Below are 26,797 nucleotides of genomic sequence, written 5' to 3'. Positions count from 1 at the left end.
TATTTTAGTGATTTATGATAGTGTACATTCACCTGTAGTAGGAATAGATTTAGGAACAACTTTTAGTTCCATTGCCAGATGGACTGGAACTAAAGCAGAAGTTTATTCTCTGAAAGGAGAATATAACATTCCTTCTGTAGTATATAATGATGGGAGTCAGTTTGTTATAGGAAAAATTGCATTTATGAAAGGAATTATGAATCCTGAAAATATGTGCAGAGGGGTAAAACGTCTAATTGGAAATGAGTACGCTCCCATAAAACTGGGAGATAAGGATTATAATTCTATAGAGATATCAGCAGAAATTTTAAAATACCTTTATAGAAATGTGGAGGAAATGTTTCCACAGGGCAAGTTTAAATCAGAAGGAGTGGTAGTAACTGTTCCCTATCATTTTAGGGCAAATGAAATTTCAAATACAATAAAGGCCGCTAAAATGGCAGGATTGAATTTAATAGGAATAATTCAAGAACCTATAGCTGCAGCACTGGCTTACGGACTTCATTTAAGCAGTGATGCCTTAAAAGATGAAAATATATTGGTATTTGACCTTGGAGGAGGTACTTTTGACCTGACACTATTTAATTTAAATAATTCCTCAAATAGAATATCTTTTAATGTTTTAGCCACAAGTGGTGATGATAGACTAGGAGGTATGGATTTTGATGAGGAACTTTACAATTATATAGTAGATAGAGAGGGAATCAGACTTTCTGCCTGTAAGGATAAAAGGCAGCAGAACATAGCTAAAAATAAATTGATGGAGCAGATTATAAGGGCAAAAGAGGCATTATCTTTTGACAATAGTGCGTATATACAGGCCTTTGATGTGCCGCCGGGAAATTTTGTAGATTGTACTGTTACTCTGTACGAACTAAAAAATTGTATTAGAGAATATACCCAGAAAATAAAGAGAATTATAAGAGAGATGTTTGAAGAAAGAGGAATAAGCCCTAGAAGTGTTGACAAGGTAATAAAAATAGGAGGCTCCAGCAAAATAAAATTTATAGATGAGATCATAAATGATGTTGTAGGAGATGGAAAAATATACGGAGATATAAATCCAGAACTTGCAGTTTGTCAGGGAGCAGCTATTTATGGAGCTTATTTAAACAACAGAGCTTCCCAAAATAAAAAATTGGAGGTAACTCTTATAAATTCCCATGCATTAGGGCTAAAAGATGATAAGGGAGATTTTGTAGAGATTATTCCAAAGAATGTGGCAATTCCATACAAGGAAACTGTGACATTTACAAATTCACAGGATAATGAGAGGGAAATAAGTATAGAAATCTATCAGGGAGAACATAAAGAATGTCAGCATAATAAGAAGATAGGGGTAATAAATGTTTTGGGATTAAAGGAAAGTCCAAAGGGAACTTTAAATATACCGGTTACATTTTATATAAATAAAGATCAGACAATTAAGGTTATTGTAGAGCAAAAAGAAAGTAATATATATATTGAAAAACAATTTTAATTGTATAGAGGGAGCTTTTTCAGGATTAATTAAGTGATTGGTCTTGCAAAGGGCTTCTTTAATTTAAATATTATACACTTTAAATTTAAAGTGTGTTAAAATGATTTTAAGTATAAGTATATTTTAAAAGCTTATGGGGTTGTTTGAGATGCCGCAAAAAACTATTTTAAAACAAAATTCAAAAGTTGAAATTAAAAGACCACCTATGTATAAGGTTATTATATACAACGATGACTATACTACCATGGAATTTGTAGTGAATGTTTTAGTAAAAATATTTAAAAAGAGTGATGTAGAGGCTGTACAAATAATGTATGATGTTCACAGAAAAGGTATAGGTATAGCTGGCATATATGTTTATGATATAGCTGTTACTAAAACGGCGCAGGCTATCAGTATGGCAAGAAATAGTGGATTTCCACTAAAATTTAGTATGGAAGAGGAATAGTTGTTATGAAACTAGATAAAATAGTAAATGAAATTATAACTGCAGCTTATAATGAAGCAAGGTATTGTAAACATGAATACTTTACGCCTGAACATGTATTGTATGCTGCGTTATTTTTTCCAGAAGGAATAGATATAATAGAAAGTTGTGGAGGTAATGTTAAGAATATCAAAAGAGATTTATTACAGTATTTCAACGATAATATAGAAACTACAGAAAAAAAAGAACCTCTTGAAACCATAGGTCTTCAAAATATATTGACTTCTGCAGGAGAACATGTTTTAGCTGCTGAAAAAGAAGTGATAAAGCTGGGGGATATTTTTATATCCATATATGATGAGGAACAGAGTTTTGCCAGTTTTTTTCTTAGGAAACAGGGCATAAGGAGAATTGACATATTAAATTATATAACCCATGGAATCTCAGCAACTATGTTTGATTATAACATTGAAGAAGATTCTAAATACTTAGTAGATGAAGAAGATACACAAAGTGTTTTAAATATAGGAGATTTTGCAGTAGATCTTACACAAAAAGCTAAAATGGGAGACATGGATCCACTAATCGGAAGGGAGGATATAATCTACAGGACTATACAGGTGCTGTCAAGGAGAAATAAAAATAATCCTATTCATGTTGGAGAGCCAGGGGTAGGTAAAACTGCCATTACAGAAGGTCTTGCAAAACTAATCGTGGAAAATAAAGTACCTAATTTATTAAAAGATAGTAAGATATATTCTCTGGATATGGGGTCTATTTTAGCAGGGACCAAATATAGGGGAGATTTTGAAGATAGAATAAAAAATACACTTAAAAAAATTCAAAAGGAAGATAAACCTATTGTATATATAGATGAGATTCATACTATAATAGGGGCAGGTTCTGTGTCTGGAGGGTCTTTAGATGCAGCAAATATTTTGAAACCTTTTTTAACCAGTGGAAAGATTAAATTTATAGGTTCAACTACCTATGATGAGTATAAAAAGATATTTGAAAAAGACAGGGCACTGGCTAGAAGATTTCAAAGAATAGAAGTACCAGAGCCTAGTGTAGAGGATACTTACAGCATACTTTCAGGTATAAAAGAACATTATGAAAAATTTCATAATGTAATTTATAAAGAAGAGGCTTTAAAATCTGCAGTAGACTTATCTGTAAAATATATAAATGATAGATTCCTTCCAGACAAGGCTATTGACGTAATAGATGAAACAGGGGCTTATGTAAGACTTCACAGCAGTGATGATAAAAAAATAGTTATTGATAAAGTACACATAGAAAAAACTATAGCTGCCATGGCTAAAATACCGGAGCAGACATTATCTCAAGATGAAACCAAGGTGTTAAAAGATTTAGATAAGGTTCTTAAGAAAAAAGTGTTTGGTCAGGAAGAAGCTATAGATTCTCTGGTAAGGGCTATAAAAAGATCCAGAGCGGGTTTTAATGAAGATAATAAAACTGTGGCAAGTCTTTTATTCGTGGGCCCTACAGGGGTGGGAAAGACAGAGATAAGTAAACAGCTGGCAAAGGCTTTAAATATTCCTTTTATTAGATTTGATATGAGTGAGTATCAGGAAAAGCATACAGTAGCTAGGCTTGTAGGCTCCCCGCCGGGATATGTAGGCTACGAAGAAGGAGGACTTTTGACGGATGTTATAAGAAAAACTCCTTATTGCGTGTTGCTTTTGGATGAAATAGAAAAGGCTCATCCAGATGTATTGAATATACTGCTTCAGATCATGGATTATGCAACTCTTACGGATAATACAGGAAAGAAAACCGATTTTAAAAACACCACAATTATAATGACCTCAAATGCCGGTGCCAGATCTGTGGGAAAAGCACTTATGGGATTTGGAGAGAGAATTGTAAAAAAAGATGCTATTAGTGAAGAGGTAAATAGGATATTTTCTCCAGAGTTTAGAAATAGATTAGATGATATAATATACTTTAATTCAATGAATGATAAGATGGCATATTTAGTTGCAAAAAAAGTTGTAGGTCAGTTTGAAAAACAGCTTTTATCTAAAGATATAAAGATAAATGTAACAGATAAATGTTATAGATGGCTGTCTAAAAAAGGGGTATCACTGGAGTACGGAGCTAGAGAAATAATTAGAATAGTTCAGCAGGATATAAAACCTTATTTTGTAGATAAAGTACTTTTTAATGATAATATTGAAAATACAATTAGTATTATAGATGTAGAAAATGATAGTATAAAAATTAAAAGTGAGGAACAATAGCTTATAAGATGGCTTATGTTGAGAGGGATGAGTTAAAATATTAAAGAGGGATAAAAAAAATGTAATTTTTTTAATAGCATTTATTGTAATACTCATAGTTATATTTTTTGTAAGGTCATCTTTAAGCGGTGAAGATGGAGATAACAGTGCTGTTCATGGAAAAGTTATCAAAATACATTCCACAGAAAATAAGGGTTCTGAGAGATTTTCCAATGCAGATGTTAAAATAATCTCAGGAAAACTTAAAGGCAAGGTAATTACAGTTCAAAATTTTGTAGGGGGAAAGATTAAAGATGAGAGCAGCAGTACTCAGAGTTTTGTAAAAGTAGGAGATGAAGTATTAGTTAACATAGATAGGTATGATCAAAAAGGAAATGTAGAAGATGCCTATATATATGAAATAGTAAGGTATAAGTACTTATACAGACTGGCATTGTTTTTTATTATATCCTTGGCGGTTATTGGAGGGAAAAAAGGACTAAAATCCATTATAACATTGATTATAACTGGATTTGTGGTAATAAAAGTACTTATACCTCTTATAATACAGGGATTTAATCCTACATTGGTGTCTTCTCTAGTATGTATTTTTGTAATTGTAGTAAATCTTCTCATAATAAGTGGAAAAAATGAAAAGACTCTGGCTGCTATTATAGGAACTTCCGGAGGAGTTTTGATTGCAGGAATTATAGCAGTATTTTCAAATTTTATAATAAGGGTTAATGGACTTACCGATGAAGAAATGCAATCCATTATATATACGGCACAAAATGCCAATTTTGACTTTTCAGGATTGCTTTTTGCAGGCATAATTATGGGGGCTTTAGGGGCAGTTATGGATGTAAGTATGTCTATAGCCTCTTCCATAAAAGAAATTGGAAGTGCCAAACCGGATATGACTGTAAAAGAGCTTATAAAGTCAGGGATGAATGTGGGGAAGGATATCATGGGTACTATGGCAAATACCCTTATACTTGCCTATGCAGGAGGAGCCATGTATATAATGATTATGGTTTCTGCATATTCCTATAGTACATCTATTTCTACTGCCATAGATCAGGATATTATAGCCGCAGAGATATTAAAAGCTCTGGCAGGCAGCATTGGGTTAGTTTTTGCAGTTCCAATTACTGCAGTTGTATCTGCAATACTAGTTAAATCGTATTCAAATAAAAAAGGCTAGCTTAAAAGTTCAAAGGTAACATTTTCTAATTTGAAATAATATAATACAGTGAAACAGATTGAAAACAGGAGGGTATACAATATCATGGAAATTATTGTAAATTTTTATATTATTTCAGACGATATTTTGGAGACTTCAAAGGAATTCCATAGTCAGATAAAGACAACCAACCCTATATATCTAACTCTTCAATCAGGGGATTCCATAATACCTGAGGATAATAGCGGAGAGTATGCAGTGGTTAGAACCATAAAAGATCTGCATAAAGGGGAGCTGGATGTATATATATCTAAATTAAAAAGTAAAGATGAAATAATGAATGAAATAGAGGACTTCACCAGTAAGACTATAAAATCAATATTTGACTCTATTAAGGATACATTAAATTCTGAAGAGGAAAAGGATTTTAATAAAGCTTAAAATTAAAGAACACTATTAAAATTCGTTGATTTTAATAGTGTTTTTGTTTATAAGTATTTAAAAATGAGGATATGGTATATGAATAAGAATGTATTAAAAAATTTTGCAGTTAAAAGCAGAAAGGAACTTGTAGAAAAAGTTAAAATAAGGGCTGCAACAAAAGGTATAGAAAAGGATTATATTGAAAACCTACATACAATTAGAGGATTTGAAGAAACAATATGTAGTGAAAAGGAAAAGCTGCAGATAGAAATGATCATAAACAGAATAGAATCCTTAAATAAAAATGGAGAGAAAGGCTATGACATAGTTATTGAAGAAATTGCCTATTCCTGGTTCAATAGATTTATTGCCTTAAGATTTATGGAAGTTAATAAATACATACCTGAAACCTTTATTGTAAAATATAATGAATATAATTCAATGCAGAATATTAATGGAATAAATTTTTCTCTGGATTTGAAAAAAATTCAGAGCATGAGATTAAGCGAGGATGCAGAAGGCCTACTAAAGTATATGGTATTATCAAGATGCAGTGATTTAAAGGAGTTTCTACCTTTTGTATTTCAAGGATGGCCGGATTATACAGAATTACTATTTCCAGAGGAACTTTTAGGTGAAAAAAATTTTGTATTTAGACTTATCCATACCATACCAGAAAAGTTGTGGTATGATGTGGAGATTATAGGATGGCTTTATGAATATTACATATCTGAGGAACAAAATAGAATAATAAGCTCAAAAAAAAAATATACAAAACAAGAAATACCTTACGCCACTCAACTGTTCACTCCAGACTGGATAGTAAAATATATGGTTCAGAATTCACTGGGAAGGTACTGGATAGAAGCTCACCCAGAACATCAGGCCTTAAAAAAAAGATGGGAATTTTATATAGAAAATTTGGAGCCGCAGCAGGAATTAAAATCCTACATAGATAAGGATTTAAAGGCCAGGGACATAAAATGTGTTGACCCTGCCTGTGGATCTGGGCACATACTGGTATATATGTTTCGATTATTATATCAGATATATAGAAAATGTGGATATGGTGAAGATGAAATACCGGAGATGATTATACAAAATAATATTTATGGTATGGATATACATGATGGAGCCTGCCAGCTTGCCTGTTTCATTATTGGTATGGAAGGAATGAAATATGACAGATGTCTTCTTGAAAAAATTAAGAGAAAAGCTGTAAAATTTAATATAGTATCTATAAGGGAAACTAATAATTTCAGTGATGAGGATATAAAGTATGTATTAGGTGATAATTATAATACACATTATAATATTTTAAAAAATTTCATAGACCAATTTAAGGATGCAAAGATATATGGCTCTCTTATAGAATTAAGAGAGTTTAAAGAGGATATTCTATTAAATAGACTGGAATATATAAAAAGCTTAGGAGAAAGTAACTTACTTAGGGAAAAAAGAAGAAAACAAATTATTGGAGAGCTGTCAAAATTAATAAAACAGGCTCGCATAATGTGGTATACATATGATATTTTAGTAACAAATCCTCCTTATATCAGTAATAAATATTTACCTGAACTTCTGGCAAAGTATATTGGAAAAAATTATCCAGAGGCCAAAAGCGATATATTTTCTGCTTTTATGGCATATGGCTTTTCGAAGGTAAAATATAATGGTCAATTGGCATTTATGACTCCTTTTGTATGGATGTTTATACAGTCTTATCAAAAGTTGAGGGAAAAGATAATTGACCATAAAAGTATAACTAGTTTAATTCAATTGGAGTATTCAGGATTTGAAGAAGCCACAGTACCCATATGTACATTTACTTTAAGAAATTATAAAGTTAATATGAAAGGCAGTTATATTAAGTTGTCAGATTTTAAAGGAGCTAATAATCAACCTGTTAAGGTTAGGGAAGCTGTAGATGATCCACATGTGAATTATAGATTTACCTTAAATCAAGACAAAATGAAAAGCATTCCCGGAAGCAGGTTTGGGTATTGGCTTACCAGAGGGGAAATTGAAATACTAAGCAGGGCAAGTATAATAGGAGATGTGGCCTTTCCATGTACCGGTATGCAAACTGGAAATAATAATAAATATATAAGACATTGGTTTGAAGTAAAATATAAACTTATAAATTTCAAGGGAGAAAGTAATAATATAAAATATTGGATACCCTATCAGATGGGAGGAGAAGCCCGAAAATGGTATGGCAATATTTCAGAGGTAATCTACTGGAGAAACAATGGAGAAAAGGTAAGAAGGGAGAAAGGTTCCCTTATAAGAAATGAAAAATTTTTTTTCAAGAAGGGTATAAGCTGGAAGAGAATAACCTCAGGAAATAATACCATAAGAGTTTTAAATAAAGGATTTATTTTTGACCAGTCTGCAGATTCCATATTTGTGAAAAATCCAGAGGATTATAATTATATATTGGCTTTTTTTAACACCAAGATAATGATGAATATATTTAAATTTATATCTCCCACTTTAAATCTCACTGCAGGAACGGTTAAGCAAATTCCCATATATATTGAAAAAAATCCAGATATGAAAAAGAAAATTAATGACCTGTGTGAAGAATGTATAAGTATATCAAAAATGGAGTGGGATTTTTTTGAGACATCCTGGAGTTTTAAAAAGCATCCTTTTATGTTGGTATGTGGAGATAAAAAGGATCTATCCGGCAATTATGATTCACAGGAGCAGTATTATATATACCGTGCATTTAATATTTGGGAGTCATTTGCAAATAATCAGTTCAACAGGTTAAAACAAAAGGAAGAAGAACTAAATAAAATATTTATCGGTATTTATGGTCTGCAGGATGAGTTGACACCGGAAATTTTGGATAAAGACATTACTATTAGGAGAGCGGATAAAAAAAGGGATGTTAAATCATTTATTTCCTATGGGGTGGGATGTATGTTTGGCAGGTATTCTATCGATAGAGAGGGTATTATCTGTTCTGATGAAGGCATCTATAGTTTTGACGGGCAGAAAAATACAGATTTCACAAGGTATTTACCAGATGAAGATAATATTATTCCCATACTTTGTAACAGCTGTTTTAAAAATGATATAGTAGATAGATTTATACAGTTTGTATCTGTGGTTTTTGGCAAAAAAACTTTATGTGAAAATTTAAGTTTTATAGCAAACACCCTTGGAAAAAAGGAAGGGGAAACAGATGAAGACACCCTAAGAAGATATTTTATAAATGATTTTTTTAAAGACCATGTTCAAATATATAAAAAAAGGCCTATATATTGGTTGTTTACATCAGGTAAATATAAAGCCTTCAATTGTTTGGTTTATGTACACAGGTACCATAAGGGAATTTTATCTGTAATAAGGAACTGTTATGTAAATAATATTCAGGATAAAATATATAAAGATATACAATCTTTGTCCTATAAGATAGGAAATCCATGTGAAAAAGAAAAGAAGGATATAAGGAAAAAACTAGAGAGCCTTTATAAAAAACAGTATGAATTGAATATATATGATGAAATATTGATAAGCAAGGCCAATATGAACATAGAAATAGAATTAGACTTAGGCATAATTGCCAATTACAAAAAATTTTTACCTCTTGTGAAAACCCTAGAAAAATAATTATATAATAATTTTCAGCTTAGTATTAGGAGGTTTGGTATGCAAATTAGAATAGAAAAGGATTTACTCGGAGAAAAAGAAATTGATAATTCTTCTTATTTTGGCATTAATACCAAAAGGGCTCTTGAAAATTTCAATCTGGGAGGAAAAACCGTAAATTTAAATCTGATAAAAGAAATTGCACTTATAAAGAAAGCAGCTGCTATAGTAAATGAAGATTTAAAAGAACTTCCAGAAGATAAGGCAGAAGCCATAATTAAAGCCAGTGAAGAGGTTATGGAAGGAAATTTTAATGACCAATTTTTCCTAAGTGCATTTCAGGGAGGAGCCGGCACATCTACAAATATGAATGTAAATGAGGTCATAGCCAATAGAGCAATAGAAATACTGGGAGGGAAAAAGGGAGATTATAATCTGGTGCATCCCTTAAATGATGTAAATATGTCACAGTCCACTAATGATGTTTATCCCACGGCTTTGAGAATTTCAGCCATCAGGAGCATAAGAAGGCTGAGCAGTTGTCTGGCTGATCTGCAGGAAGAATTGCAGGTAAAGGAAAATGAATTTTCAGACATAATAAAGCTTGGAAGAACTCAGCTTATGGATGCACTGCCTATGATGGTAGGACAGGGATTTGGAGCCTATGCAAAAGCAATAGCCAGAGACAGGTGGAGAATATATAAGGTGGAAGAAAGACTTAGAGAAGTTAATATAGGGGGTACTGCCATAGGTACAGGGCTTAATGCCACCAATAAATTTATATATGAGATAACAGATGTACTTCAGGATTTAACGGGACTTGGAATTGCAAGGTCAGATTATCCCATGGATGTAACTCAAAACTGTGATATATTTGTGGAAGTTTCAGGATTATTGAAGTCTCTGGCTGTTAACCTTTTAAAAATTTCAAATGATTTAAGAATTTTAAATTCAGGGCCTGTAGGGGGAATTGGAGAAATCATACTTCCAAAAGTTCAATCCGGTTCCACTATTATGCCGGGAAAAGTTAATCCGGTTATAGCTGAAATGACAGCCCAGGTAAGCATAAGGGTAATATCAAACGATACTGCCATTACCATGGCGAGCAGCTCAGGTCAGCTGGAACTAAATGCTTTTACTCCTTTAATTGCGGAGTGTTTGCTTGAATCATTGGAACTTTTAGAAAAAACAGTTATAATATTTAGAGAAAAATGTATTAAGGGTATTAAAGTAAATGAAGAAAATTGCAGAAAAAACCTGGAAGCATCTACTGCCCTGGCAACGGCTCTTGTACATTATATAGGTTATGATAAGGCTGGAAAGCTGGCAGAGAAAGCTTTAAAAGAACATAAGACAATAAGAGAAATTTTATATGAAGAGGAAGTACTTCCAAGGGAAAAGATAGATGAAATAATAAATCCATATCAACTTACAAAGCCTGGAATACCAGGAATATAAAGAGGAGGTGAATTTAGTGAGAGTTTGAAGCTTATAGAGAATTTCTCTCACTAAGGATAACAAATGAGTTTAAATGAAGCCCCTCGTTCCGTTAGAGTACATATAACTCTCTTTGGAAGGAGGAATGCAGGTAAGTCAAGTATTATAAATGCCATAACAGGGCAGGATATAGCTATTGTATCCAGTGTGAAAGGCACCACTACGGATCCGGTGTATAAATCTATAGAAATTCTTCCTATAGGCCCCTGTGTCATAATTGATACAGCAGGACTGGATGATAGTGGACAGCTTGGAGAACTGAGGAAGAAAAAGACCTTGGAAGTTTTGAATAAGACAGATATATCATTGGTAGTAATAGATTCAACGGTAGGGATTACAGAGTATGACAGATATATAATTGATGAAATCAAAAGTAAGAAAATTCCTTTTATGGGGATTTTAAATAAGTGGGATATATCTAATATAGATGAGAAAGATATTAAAAATATAAAGGAGGAATTGGATATTCCCCTTATAGCTGTATCTGCTGTTACAGGAAAGGGAATAAAAGAATTAAAAAATCAGATAGCCGGTATATTGCCTAAGGAAGAGGATAAATTCAAGATAATTGGGGATTTAATAAGTCCTGGAGATTTTGTGGTGCTGGTTACTCCTATAGACAAGGCCGCACCTAAGGGGAGACTTATACTGCCTCAGCAGCAAACCATAAGGGATGTACTTGAAAGTGATGCCATTGCAGTGGTTACCAAGGAATATGAACTTAGAGAAACATTGGAAAGCTTAGGTAAAAAACCTAAAATAGTGGTTACAGATTCCCAGGCATTTTTAAAAGTAGCTGCAGATACACCAAAGGATATTTTGATGACTTCTTTTTCTATATTATTTGCCAGATTTAAAGGTGATTTAATAGAACTTATAAAAGGGGTTAAGGCTGTAGGCAAATTAAAAGACGGAGATAAAGTATTAATAGCAGAGGGGTGTACCCATCACAGACAGTCTGACGATATAGGAAAAGTGAAAATACCAAGATGGATAAGGCAGATTACAGGTAAAAAAATAGATTTTGAGTTTTCCTCGGGAGTATCTTTTACAGATGACATAAAGAGATATTCTCTTATAGTTCACTGTGGAGGATGTATGTTAAATAAATCTGCAATGCTGCATAGAATTAATACTGCCAGGGAGTTTAAAGTACCTATAGTTAATTATGGTATACTTATTGCCTATGTTCAGGGTATACTGGACAGAGCCTTGATGCCATTTCCAAGAGCTAAAATGATATGGGATGAAGTGGAAGAACATTAATCTTTATAATTGATATCTTAAATTAAATCTGATAAAATGTAATTAATATTATGAAAGGGCAGGGTATGTAATTAATGAAAATAAACTAATTCAGCTTTAAGAAAAGTTAAATTTAAATTTTATGGGCAAGGCATGCCTTTATTTTGCTGGATTAGTTTAAATGGAACAATAATATAAGTATTATAATAACAGTACTATAAGTTTAATTGTAGTGTATTATTTATGTACCTGTTTTTCATTTATCTTTCCAGCTTTTGCAAAGGAGAGATTTTTTTATGCTTATTTTAGAAGCTAGGAATTTAAAAAAATATTATAGAGATAGATTGATTCTATCTTTTAAGAATTTAAAAATAGAAAGTGGAGATAAGATAGGAGTTGTAGGGAGAAATGGTGCAGGTAAAAGTACTCTCTTGAATATTTTAGCAGGAAATGCAAAAGAAGACGAGGGGATCATTTACAGGCACTGTTCCATAGCATATATTAAACAATTTTCAAATGAGGACATAACAGCTGATGGAAAAATATTAAAAGAGTTTAAAGTGGATAAAAAAATTGATAAAGACAATGTAAGTGGAGGAGAATATACCAAACTCAATATTGCAGCTGCATTGAGTAAGGAGGGGGAGCTGCTTCTGGCAGATGAACCTACTTCCAATCTTGATTATGATGGTATTAAACTTTTACAAAAGAAATTGTCCAATATAGAAACATTTATGTTAATAAGCCATGACAGGGACTTTATGGATTCACTTTGCAATAAAATTATTGAAATAGAAAATGGAAAACTTGTCTTTTATGAGGGAAATTACTCCTCATATATAAAACAGAAGTTTAGAGAGAGGAAAAGCATTCAAAATGAATATGACAAATATATAAGTGAAAAATCAAGGCTTCAGAAGGCTATTACAGGGAGAGAAAATAAATCAAAATCTATGAAAAAAGCCCCAAAGAGAATGGGAAATTCAGAAGCAAGACTTCACAAGAGAGAGAGTAATGAAAAAAGAAAAAAAGTAGAAGGGACGGCAAAAACTATAAAAACCCGTCTGAAGAAACTGGAGGTTAAGGAAAAACCAGATAAAATTCCAGAAGTAAAGTTTGATTTTTCACTGACTGATCCTCCTAGAAATAAAGTAGTCATATCTGGAAATAAAATATGTTTCAGCTATGACAGTAATGTTATTTTAAATAATACTGATTTTAAAATATACAATGGAAGTAAAACTGCTCTGGTTGGAAATAATGGTTCGGGAAAAACTACACTGCTAAATCTTATAAATAATCACTTTAATCCAATATATGCTGTACCTAAGGCGGTAATAGGTTACTTCTGTCAGAGGTTTGAAAATTTAGACTATAATAAAACCTTAATTGAAAATGTAATGGAAGATTCAATTCAAAGTGAAAGTTCTGTAAGGACAATCTTGGCAAGATTATTATTTTTTGGTGATGATGTATATAAAAAAGTTTGCGTACTCAGCGGAGGGGAAAGGATAAAAGTTTCATTTGCAAAATTATTTGTTTCAAAGGCTAATGTATTACTTCTTGATGAGCCCACAAATTATCTTGATATGCAATCTACTGAGGCTCTTGAAAATATTATTAAAACCTATGAAGGTACAGTTTTATTTGTATCCCATGATAATAAATTTATAAATTCGGTGGCAGACAGCTTAATGTTATTGAAAAATGGACAAATAACAGAATTTCATGGGAATCTAAAAGAATTTGAAGAGAAGCAAGAGCTGAAAAATAACAGCAGTAATTGCAACATGGAAAAGTCCATCTTGCAGATGAGACTTACTGAAATTATTTCTAAAATGTCACTGCCAAATTGTGATAAGGAAATGCTTGAAGAAGAGTATAAAAGTATTTTAAATCAATTAAGGCATATTTAAATCAAGTGATTCATAACTAGACAAAATATATGAAAGTGGAGATAACATGAACATTACCATAATTGCCGTAGGAAAGTTGAAAGAAAAATATCTTAAAGCTGCAGTGGAAGAGTATTCAAAAAGGCTTTCTAGATATTGTAGATTGAATATAATAGAAGTACAAGATGAAAAAACTCCTGACAATGCTTCAAGTAGTGAACAGGATATTATAAAGGAAAAGGAAGGTAGGAGAATACTTAAGTATATAAATGACAATATGTATGTGGTGGCTCTTGATTTAAAGGGAAGTATGATGGGTTCTGAAGAGTTTTCAAAGTTTGTAGGAAATCTAGGACTTTCAGGAAAAAGCAATATTGCCTTTATAATTGGAGGTTCCCTTGGCATTTCCAGTGAAATTTTGAAAAGGGCTGATTATAAACTGTGTTTTTCAAAAATGACTTTTCCACACCAACTTTTTAGAATAATGCTCCTTGAACAGATTTATAGGGGGTTTAGGATAATGAAGGGAGAACCTTACCACAAATAAAGTAGCTTTTTTGCGTAATGGGTTGATATAAGCGGCATTGAGAGATTGACTTGAAGTTAATATTGATAAAAATTTTATAAGTATATGATTTTAAATTGTAAAATGTGTTATAATATAAATAAAGAATAGTAGTAAAATAAAAACAGGATGCTGTTAACATCCTGTAGTGTACAATCTGGTTGCTCAGGCAACTGGTATTACTAAATTTTTGAAACAAAAAATAGTAGTCTCCATTTGAAGACGGGGCTACTATTTTTTTATTTCTTTAATAAGTAATACTATAAATGTTAAAAGAGAAGTGAGGAATAATCCTCCTTCAAAAAGTAACTGCAATTTCAACTGCTTTATAAATTTTATAATAGATGTTTTCGCTGTCAATATTTAATGTTATAATCATAACTGAAGTCATCCTTTACTGATAGTTTTCTGTTTTTCAGCGAAAATGTTATATCATAAAGTGATGACTTATTTGATTTTACAATTACTGTTATTTAATAAGCTAGATAATAAAATTAAAAAATATTTACTTTTACAGATGATCTATGAAGGAGGAGTATGTAATGAATCCGACAATTTATTATTTTTCCGCTACGGGCAATTCGCTGACAATAGCTAGACAAATCGCAAAGGGACTTGGAAACTGCACAATTAAGTCTATGGCTGTAGGGGCGACGGATGAGCCTGCTGGTGGCCCTGATAATCCCATTGGTTTCGTTTTTCCCGTTTTTTATATCGGGTTACCGAGACTTGTAAAACGCTTTGTACAAAAGGTCAATATCATTAAAGGAACTTACTGCTTTGCATTTATAAATTTCGGCGGAAACGGGGCAGACACTTTGGGAATGCTGGACGATATCTTGAAAGAAAAGGGTGTTTATCTGTCCTACGCAACTGGAGTAAAGATGCCGGGGAATTATATTGTGAAGTATCAGGCCTTTGCTCACGACGTTGTACAAAAGCTGATAAAAAAAGCAATGGAAAAGGCGGATGAAGCTGCCGGGGCAGTTGCTGATGGCAAGCTTCATCCGGTTAAAAGAAAGGCCAGGCTTTTTAGTAAGATGGTAAATCGCAATTATCTATACAAAGGCATCTCCGAATGGGACGAAAAATTTAAGGTGAGCGAAAAATGCAGCGGCTGCGGTCTGTGCGCTAGAGTGTGCCCTGTAAACAATATAAAAATGGAAGAACGAAATCCGATTTGGCAGCATCATTGTGAGCGGTGTCTTGCCTGTATTCAGTGGTGTCCATATGAGGCGATAGAGTATGGCAAAAGCACAATCGGACGTACAAGATATCACAATCCAAATGTTAAGGTTGAGGATATTATAAGAGGATCGACGTGTGAAAATATTTAGCACCAGGATTGATTACTACCGCACACTCGTTTTATGGTTAGTGAATAGTCATAGATCTGTGTATGTTCTCACAAAATCTATGACTATTCCATATACTGTTTTTATTATTTTTTATTTTACAAGTTTATTCATATCTTCAGCTATATTTTTGAGCTCATTTATATTTGCTTCAATTTCTTCACATGTAGAAGCATTTTGAGAAATTGTTTCAGCTACAGTGTTATATTGTGATATTGTGTTTTTAGTTATATTTGATATTTCTTTATTGAATTTTACAGCATTTTTAGTTTGTAAGAATAAAGTATTGGAGGCTTCATTTATATCAATGATATTACTGCTAAATGATTTTAAATGATCATTCATATCATTTATTCTATTTACGGTTTCATTTATAATGCTGTTTCCTTCCTGAGATTTTTTGTTATTTCCCTTCATTTGATCCTGTACTATGTTAATTTTGTCCTTTAATTCACTTACTATTGTACTTGCCTGATCTAAGGATTGTTTTGTGTCTTCAGAAAGTTTCCTGATTTCGTCTGCTACTACTGCAAAACCTTTGCCGTATTCACCTGCTCTTGCTGCTTCGATTGAAGCATTTAAAGCAAGAAGATTGGTCTGCTCAGATATATTTCCGATAAGATTCAATATTTCATCAACTTTAGCAGATTTCTCTTCAAGGTCTTTAGTTGACTCAAATGTATTTGCTATTTCATCTTTTATATTTGAAATAATTGAAAGAGTAGCATTTAAGGACTTTTGATTTTCTTCTGTAATTCCTATAAGATTATTTATTTTACTTTTGCTGTCTTCAATCTTATGAACAACACCTTCATTTGTATTTAACAAAGTATGGAGTATATCTTCATTGTTATTTGATTTGTCAAGCATTTCATCTGAATTCTGAGATACGAGGCTTGTTACATCTGAAACTTCAACAAGAGAACTTGTCTGTTCTGTAATAGCAGCACCTAAATTTTCACTAGATGATAAGACAGTATTTGAAATCTCAGATATTCTTTTAAATAACTTAAGCAATTTTTCATTTTCTTCTCTAATTTCAGCTTCTTTTTCACTAATTGATTTCAAGAGCTTTGATGCCATATAAACCATTATAAAAAGAAGTACAAAAGTAATAACCACAGTAACCATAGTCATATATATTTCTGCACTTGCCAATTTTTCATACTTAAGAATAGATGGATTATGAATAAATACTATTACAATACATAAAGCACTTAATACTACTGAAGCTATTATCATTTTAAGATCAAAAAACAGAGCTCCGAGGATAACAAAAAAGATAGCTATTAACCACACAGAATTCAAATGCATAGTAAAATTAAGATATAAATATTGAAAATACGTTATTGTTAAGACTAAGATTTTAGTTACATTTAAAGCTTTTGGATTAATACTGTCACAAGCAACTACCCATTTATAGCACTTATAAAATACTGCTCCATAAATAGCAACAAGTATTCCAAGTACAATCAAGGTATTTGAAGTTATTTCGTTGTTTATACCAATCAATTTCATAACAGAAAAACATATAAAAGACATAATGCAACATACCATGTAAATTATTAGAACTATAGTCCTCATCAACTTTTTCTAAAATTATTGCACATGCTGCATAACCGTAATTACCATAGCACAGTTCATTGTCATGATTTATAATAGCATTATCATCATCACATCCAATGATAAGAACTCTTTTTGCACGTTTTGATGACATAAGATAATTTGACATGTTTTCAAGAGCAACAGTCATACCTGCACAATTTGCATTGACATCAAGGCACATTACATTAGCACTCATATTCAATTCCTTATGTATTAAAATTGACGTTGCAGGTGATATATATTCTGGCAATATGGAGGAATATATAATTGCATCAATATCTTTTCCTTCAAGATTGGCTTTTTTTAACACGGATTTTCCTGCCTCTATAGTTAGTTGAAAGGCCGACTCACCATCATCTAGCATATATCTTTTATCTCTTCCCATTACATCTGTAAGTAGGTGCTTAATATCCTTGTCTTGTTTTCTAAAGTATTCAAGATAAAAATCATTTGAAACAACTTTTGATCCATGGTATACATCAATATAACTTAATTTTACTCCCAATTTATGTCCTCCCTAAAATGGCACTTTATAAATTTTATTTTTATAAAATTAAAAGTGCCCATTATTTACTATTAATAATAGGCACCAAAATATACATGATTTTTTATAGTTAGATAAACTTTGGCAACCTGGCAATCATAGAAAAATAATTTTCTTAAGACCCATAGCTTTGCGACCCTACCTTTCGATAAGTGTGCTATTATCAATATTTATATAAACTATATTACACACAAATTTTACAAAATTCAATATAAATATTTTGTTTTTGTACTTTGTATGACGTAATTAGTATAAATATGTCATTTATAATAAAATATAATTTTATTAAATGTAAGTTTAAAAGTTAATGATTTTAGGTTTTTCTGTAAAGGAATATATGGTGGCAGTTGCATCTTTAAGATAAAGTACTTCACAATTTCCATCGTCAGCAGCATACATATTTTTAAGATTTGGATATTCATCAAGCATATGTTGTCTAGCCTGAACTCTGTCATCCCGGACAGCAGTGGCTGTAATACGTATCCAAGTTTGGTCTTTTCCCATAGCACAGATCTCAACCTTAGGATTCTTTTTCATTTGTGCAAATACCTTTTTGACGTTTCCAGTCTGAATGTAAAGATTTCCTTCAAAGATAGCTATTGTACCAAAAGGTCGAACTCTTGGCTGATCGCCTTCGGATGTTGCTAGGTAATAGGTACCGATATCTTTTAGATAGTTATAAACTTCATTCATTTTAATTACTCCTTTCAATTTGTATGATATAATCATTTTAACTCTTATATTTAAAATAACAAGTATGATTTTTGCATAATTTTAGTATTAGATTAATACTAAAAGAGTAGATATGATGGAGAATGAAGGTATCCTTTTTGAAAAAGGTTCTTGAAGGTGTTTATAATAAAAATTATGGATTAGAGAAATAGTAGTACAATGAGGTGAAGTATTTGAAACAAATAGAAATATTGATTGTGGAGGATGATAATGATATTAATAAAATATTGGAATTAATTGTGAAAGAACAAGGATACAAAGCAACGTGCTGTTTTTCTGGTACAGAGGCTCAATTAAGGCTTCAACAACAATCCTTTAATCTAATTTTGTTGGATATCATGCTGCCAGGACTAACTGGAGAAGAATTGCTGAGGGAAATTAGAAAGCAATCATCTATTCCGGTTATTATTATTTCTGCGAAAAGTATTATTGAAGATAAGGTGAACTTGCTAAAATTAGGTGCAGATGATTATATGGTTAAACCTTTTGCCCGTGAAGAAGTTGCTGCACGAATTGAAGTTCAACTACGTAAAAATTATTTACAACAAACAGGAGACTGTCTAAGCTGGAAAGAACTTACTTTGGATGAAAGCCAGCATAGGGTAATGGTCAAAAAATCGGAATTAAATCTTACCAATGTTGAGTTCGATATTTTAAAAATTATGTTAAGACATCCCAAACAAGTATTTTCCAAAGCTAAGCTGTATGAACTGTTGTGGAACGATATTTATCAGGGAAATGACAATAGTATCAGTGTCCATGTATCCAATATTCGTAAAAAAATTTCTGCTATTACCAGTGAAGAATATATCAAAACTATTTGGGGAATTGGTTTTTCACTAGTTTAGGTACCATCTTTATGATTTCTTTATAATTTGCTTAAGGCTTCTTAAAAAACAGTTTGTAAACTAAGAAGTGTAAAGGAGGATTGAAGATGAAAACACCAATTTTAAAAACAACTAATTTAGAGAAAAGGTATAAAGATCAGGTTGCCTTGGAAAGTACTAACTTTGAACTATATAAAGGGGAAATATGTGCTATTATCGGAAAAAATGGTGCTGGTAAATCAACTTTATTCAAGATGATTGCTGAGGAAATATTTCCTACAAAAGGTGAGATTACTTTGTTTGGCGAACCCTATGGAAAGCATAATTCCCGCAGGAGAATGGGTGTCATGATTGAAACTGATGTATTTTTTGATAACTTTAATGCCCACCAAAATTTAGAGTATTACCGTTTGCTGCGTGGAATTCCTGAAAAGGCAGTAATTGGGAAGGTATTAAATAGGGTAGGACTTGCAGAACATAATCGGAAGAAATTTTCCCAATATTCATTAGGAATGAAACAGCGGTTATCATTGGCATTGGCTTTATTGTCTTCACCGGACTTTTTGCTTTTAGATGAGCCAACCAATGGTTTGGATGCTGAAGGAATGGTTGAAATGCGTCAACTGTTTCTTAAATTAAATCAAGAACATCAAATTACAATTTTGATTTCAAGTCATATTTTATCACAGCTTCAATCAATTGCCACACGTTTTGTTTTTTTAAATAAAGGTAAAGTTGTTCAAGATTTATCCCGGAAAGAATTATTGGGAATGAGTCAGCAGTTTATTTTTCTTCGTGTCAATGATGCTAAGAAAGCTTGCTTTATATTAGAAAATCATTTTGTAGATATGGACTATAGGGTTTTAGCCGGTGAGCAGTTGGAGATTTATAATTATATTCCGCAGCGTCAAAAAATTAATAGGCTCTTAAATGAAGGTAATGTAGATATTTTAGAAATGACGGTTAAAAGTAAGAATTTAGAAGAATATTTCTTAGGTCTGGTAGGAGGTGATGAGAATGTTGAATCTAATTAGAAGTGAATTCTACCGCTTAATACGTTCAAAGCCATACTACGGACTTATTATAGTTAGTACTTTTCTTGTCATGGCTGCTGCAGGGGTATTACAGCATTTTAGATTTAAAGAACCAACTTTTCCCTATGGCACAAGAATGTTCTATTATAGCAACGTGCTGGGTATGCCTACTTTGATTATTATTTTATGCCTGTTGGTTATTTTAATATTAACACGAAAAAGTAAGACAAAAATGTGTGCAGCAGTTTCCTTTGGACATTCTCGCCAGGCTGTTTTCTGGGCAAAATTGATTACTTTATCTTTTGGGGTAATTATTATGGGCACTATTATTTTATCAGTTACTATTTTAAGTGGTAATGTCATTTTTGATTTGGCAAATAATTCAACTCTAGGTCAATTTTTAATTGCCTTTAGCAATATATTTCCCATTGTTGCTTCTAGTTTTATTCTAGGGTATGTTTTGGCCGTTAATGGGGTTTCAGAAATTTTAAATCTGCTTATTTTGTTATTTATTTATCGAATTTTAGGCGTCTCAATCAATACTTTAGTGGGCAGAGTAAGTGCCTTAAAGACCATCTCTAAATGGACACCTGCTACCTTGTTTGATAATAATTTAGTCCATTATATGTCCAATAATGTTTATTTTGATGTGAAGTGTTGGGTGCTGGGATTGATGATTATTTTTATAAGCTTGATTATTGGACAGACAATTTTCAAAAAAAAGGATTTAGCCTAAGGGAAGGAGGAGAGTTATGCTTTATATTGTGTGTATACTGTTAGTTATAACTATCCTCTGTGTGATAAAATATTATTTTACTAGAATGAATATCCATGCATTAATTTCACAAACTAACAAGTTGAACAAACTTATTTCTGAAAGTAATGAACAAATTAAGTTGGCTGCCCCTGATAAGACAACAGAGAAGCTGGCTATTGAAATTAATCATTTAGTTGATTGCTATAAGGCATTACAATTGAAAAATATTAAAGAAAAGCAGCAGTACAAAAAAATCTTAGCTAACTTTTCTCATGACTTACGGACACCACTAACCTCCATCATGGGATATATTGACATAATTTTACATTTAGACCTATCGGAAAAGGATAAAGAAAAATATTTAGAGACTGTGCAATATAAATTGAAAACTTTAAACAACCTGGTGGATTCATTATATGATTTGTCTTTAATTGATGCCAAGGAGTATCCAGTGCAGTTAAATCCACACTCATTATATCAGCTGCTGTGTGATAGTTTATTACTGTTTTATCAAGACTTTGAAGATAGAGGTATCTTATTACAGTTGAGTCTTGATGAAAAAGTTCCCTTGGTGTTGTTGGATGAAAAAATTACCAATAGGGTATTGCTGAATTTACTCCAAAATGTCATACGCTATGCTAAATCATACTGCAAAGTTGATTTGGGAGTAACGGATGAGTATGTTAATATCAGCATCAGCAACGATTGTGAGCCTTTAAGTGAGGAAGATGTATTACAACTTTTTAACCGTACATACAAGGCTGATAGTAATCGCTCTAAGTACTCTTCGGGTTTGGGTTTGGCCATTGCCAAAGAGCTGATGGAATTACAACTAAGTACTATAAATGCAGATTATCATGATAATACTTTGACATTTATACTATGTTTTAAACGTTAATATGAGATGTAACTGAAGGATTGATTTTTATGAACCAGCATGCAGATATAAATATACATAAAGAGGTTAAGATGAGCAGATTTTTAATTGTACTGATGTCAATTGCTTGTGGAGTTAGTGTAGCTAATTTATATTATTCTCAGCCTTTGCTAGAAGAACTTTCTAGATTCTTTAATGTGTCATCATCTATGATTGGAATTTCAGCCATGTTGATTCAAATTGGCTATGCCCTGGGACTGATTTCCCTGGTTCCGTTGGGAGATATTAAAGAACGTAAAGGTTTAATCATTACAATGTTATTTTGCTCAGCAATATCGCTGATTTCTCTTTCATTTGCTTCAAACATATATTGGTTATTGGGTAGTTCTCTATTGGTTGGACTAACTTCTATTATTCCAATGTTGATTGTGCCTTTAGCTGCACATCTGGCAAATCCAGTAGAAAGAGGTAAGGTGATTGGAACTGTAATGAGTGGTCTTTTGATCGGCATTTTAGTATCTCGTGTTTTTAGTGGAATTATAGGTTCAACTTTAGGATGGCAGGTTGTTTATAGGATAGCTGCAGGGATGATGGGATTACTAATTATAATATTCAATTTGTGGCTTCCCAAATCTGTTCCAGATACTTCTATGGGTTATGGAAAATTACTCAAATCTTTAATTGGATTACTGAAAAATCAGCCGGTTTTAAGGGAATCTTCGTTAATTGGTGCAATGATGTTTGGGACTTTCAGCATATTTTGGACTACACTATCTTTTTTACTTAAATCACCAACCTACAACTTAGGAGCTCAAGCTGCTGGAATGTTTGGATTAGTGGGAGTTTTAGGAGCTTTGGCAGCTTCAATAGTGGGACGAATTGCTGATAAAAAAAGTCCTCAATTTACTTTAACTATAGCTATAATACTTTCACTTTTGTCATATATTTGTTTTTTAATTTTTGGATATCAAATATGGGGACTTGTCATTGGAGTAGTCCTATTGGATTTAGGCATTCAGTCTGGTCAAATTTCAAATCAAGCACGCATAAATGCTTTAGATGCTGCGGCTCGCAGTCGTAATAATGCTGTATATATGACATTTTACTTTTGTGGTGGGGCATTAGGGTCATTACTGGGGACATTACTATGGGGATTGTCTGGATGGATTGGAGTGTGTGCCGTTGGAATAATTTTTCAAATAATTGCAGCGTTAACTCATGTTTTGAGCATAAAACGCAGATAAAATATTATTAGGCATATATGGGATAATTATCAGGACTGCCTAATATCGGAAAAGAAATTGAAAGGCAGTTGAATGAAGTAGGCATATTTACTTATGATGAATTAAAAGATATTGGTGCAGAACAGGCGTGGCTGAAAATACAAGAAATTGATGCTTCTGCGTGTATTCATAGATTGTTAGCACTGGATAGAACACCTGCACTATTTGATATCATTTGTTGCAAAAGACATAGAAGAAGATGGAATAAGGCATGCGTTAGATCACTATGGAATTATATGAATTTCATTTACCTGAGAAAATTAAATCTGCTCATTTATGATAAGCCGGTGGATTCTAAGAGAGAAGAGAATAAAAGGTAGTTAACTGTGTTAGAAAACAATTAACTACCTGCTGCTTGTTTAAATCTAATATCAATATGGCCTGTAAAGGCGTTTTTATAACACAATCAATTAAAATCCACCGGCACCTCCACCACCGGAACTGCCTGAACTGGAACTACTTGAACCAGAACTTGAGCTGCCTGAGGATCCGGTATTGAAGGAAGCGTATATATAGTAACTGAATTGTTCCTTCCTATTTAAATTCATGCTGTCAAAGAGAAGGTAATAGTATATCCAGCCCATGTTTTGTGAAGGATTGTGAAAGGATGCCGTGAGATTTGACATACTCTCTTTCTTAATATTTAGGGCTTCTGCGTAGGGAATATAGGATTCTATATAATGGGTATTGAGATCATAGGTGAAGTCCGTATTTTTAATGTATTTTATAAATTTCATCCAGTTATTATATCTAGACTGGCCTTTGGGGCTTTTTTTGACACAATAATATACTCCGCAGATCATAGTAATAACCGATGCAAGCAAGCTCAATATTCCCATACCAGCTCCAAAAGCCAGAGATACAATGGAAATAATTATTCCTATAATGGAAAATGCAATTAACCATATGCCGGCACAGTTGGCTTTTTTGTCATAATAATTTCTAGATTTGACTTCTTCTCTTATGAGATTTGACCATTCCTGGGAATCATGATAAAAGGGAGATTTCTTGTTGGCTTTTTTTATGGAGGATGTAGTGACACTTTTACCGTTACCAAGCTTGTCAAATAACCAGTTCATAAAATATCTCTCATGATTTAAAAGTTCTCCACTATCTTTTTCAACTTTATTGATTGAGAAATTAATTTTATCTTTTTTGTTTTCAGGTTCTGCTTTTTTAATAGTTAAATAACCCTTTCTCCATAAATCAAGTAAGGTTGCATATATAGTTCTTCCAGTTGCAGTCCTGTTCACCAGATAAGCTGCTACTGCAGGAGTACATTCTTCAGGGAGTTCTGGTGGAGAGTATATACTGTATATATCCTGGTTATTATTTCTAAATTTTCTCCATACTATGAGAATGAATATGAGAAAAAACAATACTGAAATTATACTTACATAATTGAAAGTCTTTTTTCTTGCAAGGGCAAGGGCTATTTTCTGCTGTTGTTTTTCCCTGTAGTCTGCTTCTTCGTTTAAAATTCTGTTCAGGGCATTTTCATTCTTTGTTTTAGGGGACAGTGGAATTGAACTAGCGGGGAAAAGCACCCTTGCTTCTACAAGCTCTTTTGAATTGATATGGGGAAAGATGTACTCTACAGTCCCGTTTTTGACAGATATATTTCCAGCTGAAACAGTATGGTAGTAAGCTTTAATATCTTGATTTTTCATATTATACGGCAAGTTAATGTGAATTTTTAGATTATCTATTTTAGTTTCGTTGTAATCTGACCAGTATTCATAGAAAAGCTCAGCTGTGTCCTTGTATTTTGTGGCAACATTTTTCATGGTATAGACTATTTTAAAAGTTTTCTCTTCATTTTTTGAAGGTGAGTAGATTTTGAGCCTGTAGAGATCCTTATTCTGTTTTGATATTTCAAACACATTGTTATCTCCGTTTTTGGCGTCAGTTACCTTCCTAAAAGGTGTTTCCTGTCCGGCTTCGGATATAAATGACACTTTTATATCATATATACCATCTGTGTTTCTGATGGATATGTCCCTATAAGCTCCATTGAATTTTTTCTTGAAATTGTAAGTTATAAGTTCAACCATATCAATAGAACCATCTTCTTTTATGGTAGTTTCTATGTTGAATTTGGACAGAGCTATTTCCTCTGATGAAGCTGAAACATTGAGTGGGTTAACAGAAATTATGAAAAACAGTACAAAAAGACCTAGAAGAAATTTTTTCATTGATAACCTCCTGAATTTTAAGAGTTTGTATTACATCTGCCATTTTATATAATTCCAGTATATATTGTTCTTTATAGAGGTGTCAATTTAATCTATGCTTGATTGTTTGAAAAACATTATAACGAGAATTCCAAATATTAATCCCTGTAAAACAATTGCCAGAAAAACAGATTAATAATGTAAATGAATGTATGTACTGTAAAATTACATAAAAATTGGAGAGTTCACATGAATATTTATTTTGCTGTTTTTATCTTTATTTTTGGAGTTATCATTAGAAGTTTTCTAAATGTTTATACTAGTTCAGTAAATATGTTTTTAAATACGGAAATGGTACAAGAAGTAGTTTAATCAACCAGATAAATATTATGATAATACGATGTATCTTTTTAAATCATTTCAAGACTCCCATAAATCAGCAGCATTTACATACTTAGGACCAAATAAAATTTTACTTGGAAATAAAAAACTGGTCACATGGCTTGATAGTACAAATGAACTTGCAAAAAGTCCTGATTGGCTCGCTGAAAAACGCGGCTGGTATAAAGATGCAGTTGAAAAAGATGGACAAAAGTAATTTATTTATTTAGATAATAAAAATGGTAAACATTTTGTTGTTTCAAGCAGTGATAAAAGTAACAATAATAAGGAGCTAAATGCTACTAAAAGCCCTTGGGTTAACAAAATTTATGCACTTCAATCCGGGGTATATAAGGATACTGCAAATAGCAAAATAGTAACCTTTGCAACAAACCAAACCACTGGTTGAAAAATTATTCAAGAGGTTGAGGAAGGGGATTTCTCTGTAAAAACAGTAATAAAAGGAAACAATGAAATTGCTTACATTACAAAATCATTTAATGATATGATTGGTAATATAAGTAAGCTGATTGCTGGAGTTAAATCTTCTATTCAAAATATTTCAAGGTCTATAGAATCATTACGAAAAATGGCTAAGGATCTGGAGAAAAATGCTTTTAACTGAAAATAATAAAGCTTACTCTTTAACCAAAATTTGTTTGTA

At 32.2% G+C, this 26,797-nt stretch carries 22 protein-coding genes, 1 pseudogene and 1 riboswitch; of the genes and pseudogenes, 19 read left to right on the top strand and 4 right to left on the bottom strand.

All coding sequences use genetic code 11. The features are described 5' to 3' along the window. The first annotated feature begins 7 nt into the window (after positions 1-7). The 11 genes from CKL_RS11445 to CKL_RS11395 all read left to right on the top strand — a co-directional run bounded on the left by CKL_RS11445 (position 8) and on the right by CKL_RS11395 (position 15,901). The gene (locus CKL_RS11445; RefSeq protein WP_012102681.1) at positions 8-1,480 is read left to right on the top strand and encodes an Hsp70 family protein; all 1,473 of its coding nucleotides are present in this window, start codon (positions 8-10) and stop codon (positions 1,478-1,480) included. 148 nt (positions 1,481-1,628) lie between these two features. Beyond that, on the top strand, positions 1,629-1,928 hold the full coding sequence (locus CKL_RS11440; RefSeq protein ID WP_012102680.1) for an ATP-dependent Clp protease adaptor ClpS: 300 nt from the start codon (positions 1,629-1,631) through the stop codon (positions 1,926-1,928). 5 nt (positions 1,929-1,933) lie between these two features. Further along, positions 1,934-4,174, top strand: coding sequence for an ATP-dependent Clp protease ATP-binding subunit ClpA (clpA, locus tag CKL_RS11435; protein ID WP_012102679.1), 2,241 nt, complete (start codon positions 1,934-1,936; stop codon positions 4,172-4,174). Between the two features lie 37 nt (positions 4,175-4,211). Continuing rightward, positions 4,212-5,357 carry a YibE/F family protein gene (locus CKL_RS11430; RefSeq protein WP_423200918.1) on the top strand — a complete coding sequence of 382 codons (1,146 nt, stop codon included), beginning with the start codon at positions 4,212-4,214 and terminating at the stop codon, positions 5,355-5,357. An 84-nt stretch (positions 5,358-5,441) separates the two neighbouring features. After that, positions 5,442-5,777, top strand: coding sequence for a hypothetical protein (locus CKL_RS11425; RefSeq protein ID WP_012102677.1), 336 nt, complete (start codon positions 5,442-5,444; stop codon positions 5,775-5,777). Between the two features lie 78 nt (positions 5,778-5,855). Beyond that, positions 5,856-9,383: a BREX-1 system adenine-specific DNA-methyltransferase PglX gene (gene pglX / locus CKL_RS11420; RefSeq protein WP_012102676.1), complete on the top strand. Its 3,528-nt coding sequence runs from the start codon at positions 5,856-5,858 to the stop codon at positions 9,381-9,383. A 39-nt stretch (positions 9,384-9,422) separates the two neighbouring features. After that, positions 9,423-10,820, top strand: a complete 1,398-nt coding sequence (locus tag CKL_RS11415; RefSeq protein WP_012102675.1) for an aspartate ammonia-lyase — start codon at positions 9,423-9,425, stop codon at positions 10,818-10,820. 63 nt (positions 10,821-10,883) lie between these two features. Further along, on the top strand, positions 10,884-12,125 hold the full coding sequence (hydF, locus tag CKL_RS11410; RefSeq protein WP_012102674.1) for a [FeFe] hydrogenase H-cluster maturation GTPase HydF: 1,242 nt from the start codon (positions 10,884-10,886) through the stop codon (positions 12,123-12,125). A 275-nt stretch (positions 12,126-12,400) separates the two neighbouring features. Continuing rightward, positions 12,401-14,020, top strand: a complete 1,620-nt coding sequence (gene abc-f / locus CKL_RS11405) for a ribosomal protection-like ABC-F family protein (protein WP_012102673.1) — start codon at positions 12,401-12,403, stop codon at positions 14,018-14,020. A gap of 46 nt (positions 14,021-14,066) precedes the next feature. Beyond that, positions 14,067-14,546, top strand: coding sequence for a 23S rRNA (pseudouridine(1915)-N(3))-methyltransferase RlmH (gene rlmH, locus CKL_RS11400; protein ID WP_012102672.1), 480 nt, complete (start codon positions 14,067-14,069; stop codon positions 14,544-14,546). A gap of 560 nt (positions 14,547-15,106) precedes the next feature. Next, a complete protein-coding gene (locus tag CKL_RS11395) occupies positions 15,107-15,901 on the top strand; it encodes an EFR1 family ferrodoxin (RefSeq protein ID WP_012102670.1) in 795 nt (264 codons plus the stop codon). A 111-nt stretch (positions 15,902-16,012) separates the two neighbouring features. Here CKL_RS11395 and CKL_RS11390 read toward each other — a convergent pair whose 3' ends face one another. From CKL_RS11390 to CKL_RS11380, 3 genes are all read right to left on the bottom strand, one after another. Beyond that, positions 16,013-17,437 (bottom strand): methyl-accepting chemotaxis protein, encoded by a 1,425-nt coding sequence (locus tag CKL_RS11390; protein ID WP_081428015.1) that lies wholly within the window; start codon positions 17,435-17,437, stop codon positions 16,013-16,015. Next, positions 17,346-18,029 (bottom strand): beta-ketoacyl-[acyl-carrier-protein] synthase family protein, encoded by a 684-nt coding sequence (locus tag CKL_RS11385; protein ID WP_012102668.1) that lies wholly within the window; start codon positions 18,027-18,029, stop codon positions 17,346-17,348. The genes CKL_RS11390 and CKL_RS11385 overlap by 92 nt, the downstream gene beginning before the upstream one ends. Positions 18,030-18,148: 119 nt before the next feature. Then, positions 18,149-18,237: riboswitch (cyclic di-GMP riboswitch) on the bottom strand. A gap of 128 nt (positions 18,238-18,365) precedes the next feature. Next, the gene (locus CKL_RS11380) at positions 18,366-18,761 is read right to left on the bottom strand and encodes a pyridoxamine 5'-phosphate oxidase family protein (protein ID WP_012102667.1); all 396 of its coding nucleotides are present in this window, start codon (positions 18,759-18,761) and stop codon (positions 18,366-18,368) included. A gap of 203 nt (positions 18,762-18,964) precedes the next feature. Between CKL_RS11380 and CKL_RS11375 the strand changes: the two genes are divergently transcribed. The 6 genes and pseudogenes from CKL_RS11375 to CKL_RS21320 form a co-directional block, all read left to right on the top strand. Beyond that, positions 18,965-19,648, top strand: a complete 684-nt coding sequence (locus CKL_RS11375) for a response regulator transcription factor (protein ID WP_012620638.1) — start codon at positions 18,965-18,967, stop codon at positions 19,646-19,648. A gap of 86 nt (positions 19,649-19,734) precedes the next feature. Beyond that, positions 19,735-20,661, top strand: coding sequence for an ATP-binding cassette domain-containing protein (locus CKL_RS11370; RefSeq protein WP_012102665.1), 927 nt, complete (start codon positions 19,735-19,737; stop codon positions 20,659-20,661). Further along, the gene (locus CKL_RS11365) at positions 20,645-21,397 is read left to right on the top strand and encodes a hypothetical protein (RefSeq protein ID WP_012102664.1); all 753 of its coding nucleotides are present in this window, start codon (positions 20,645-20,647) and stop codon (positions 21,395-21,397) included. The genes CKL_RS11370 and CKL_RS11365 overlap by 17 nt, the downstream gene beginning before the upstream one ends. Positions 21,398-21,413: 16 nt before the next feature. Continuing rightward, the gene (locus CKL_RS11360) at positions 21,414-22,316 is read left to right on the top strand and encodes a sensor histidine kinase (RefSeq protein WP_012102663.1); all 903 of its coding nucleotides are present in this window, start codon (positions 21,414-21,416) and stop codon (positions 22,314-22,316) included. 29 nt (positions 22,317-22,345) lie between these two features. Next, a complete protein-coding gene (locus CKL_RS11355; protein ID WP_012102662.1) occupies positions 22,346-23,539 on the top strand; it encodes an MFS transporter in 1,194 nt (397 codons plus the stop codon). A gap of 35 nt (positions 23,540-23,574) precedes the next feature. After that, positions 23,575-23,727 (top strand): annotated as a pseudogene (locus CKL_RS21320) (TfoX/Sxy family DNA transformation protein); the annotation flags it as partial. 261 nt (positions 23,728-23,988) lie between these two features. Here CKL_RS21320 and CKL_RS11345 read toward each other — a convergent pair. Further along, positions 23,989-25,773 (bottom strand): DUF2207 domain-containing protein, encoded by a 1,785-nt coding sequence (locus CKL_RS11345; RefSeq protein ID WP_012620634.1) that lies wholly within the window; start codon positions 25,771-25,773, stop codon positions 23,989-23,991. A 379-nt stretch (positions 25,774-26,152) separates the two neighbouring features. Here CKL_RS11345 and CKL_RS11340 point away from each other — a divergent pair, with 379 nt between their 5' ends. Both CKL_RS11340 and CKL_RS21795 read left to right on the top strand, forming a co-directional pair. Continuing rightward, positions 26,153-26,350 (top strand): hypothetical protein, encoded by a 198-nt coding sequence (locus CKL_RS11340; protein WP_041700814.1) that lies wholly within the window; start codon positions 26,153-26,155, stop codon positions 26,348-26,350. A gap of 195 nt (positions 26,351-26,545) precedes the next feature. Continuing rightward, the gene (locus CKL_RS21795) at positions 26,546-26,758 is read left to right on the top strand and encodes a HAMP domain-containing protein (protein ID WP_172634797.1); all 213 of its coding nucleotides are present in this window, start codon (positions 26,546-26,548) and stop codon (positions 26,756-26,758) included. Positions 26,759-26,797: the final 39 nt, after the last annotated feature.

The sequence above is a fragment of the Clostridium kluyveri DSM 555 genome (assembly GCF_000016505.1).
In the GTDB taxonomy this organism is placed as follows: domain Bacteria; phylum Bacillota; class Clostridia; order Clostridiales; family Clostridiaceae; genus Clostridium_B; species Clostridium_B kluyveri.
This window is presented reverse-complemented; position numbering and strand designations above follow the sequence as displayed.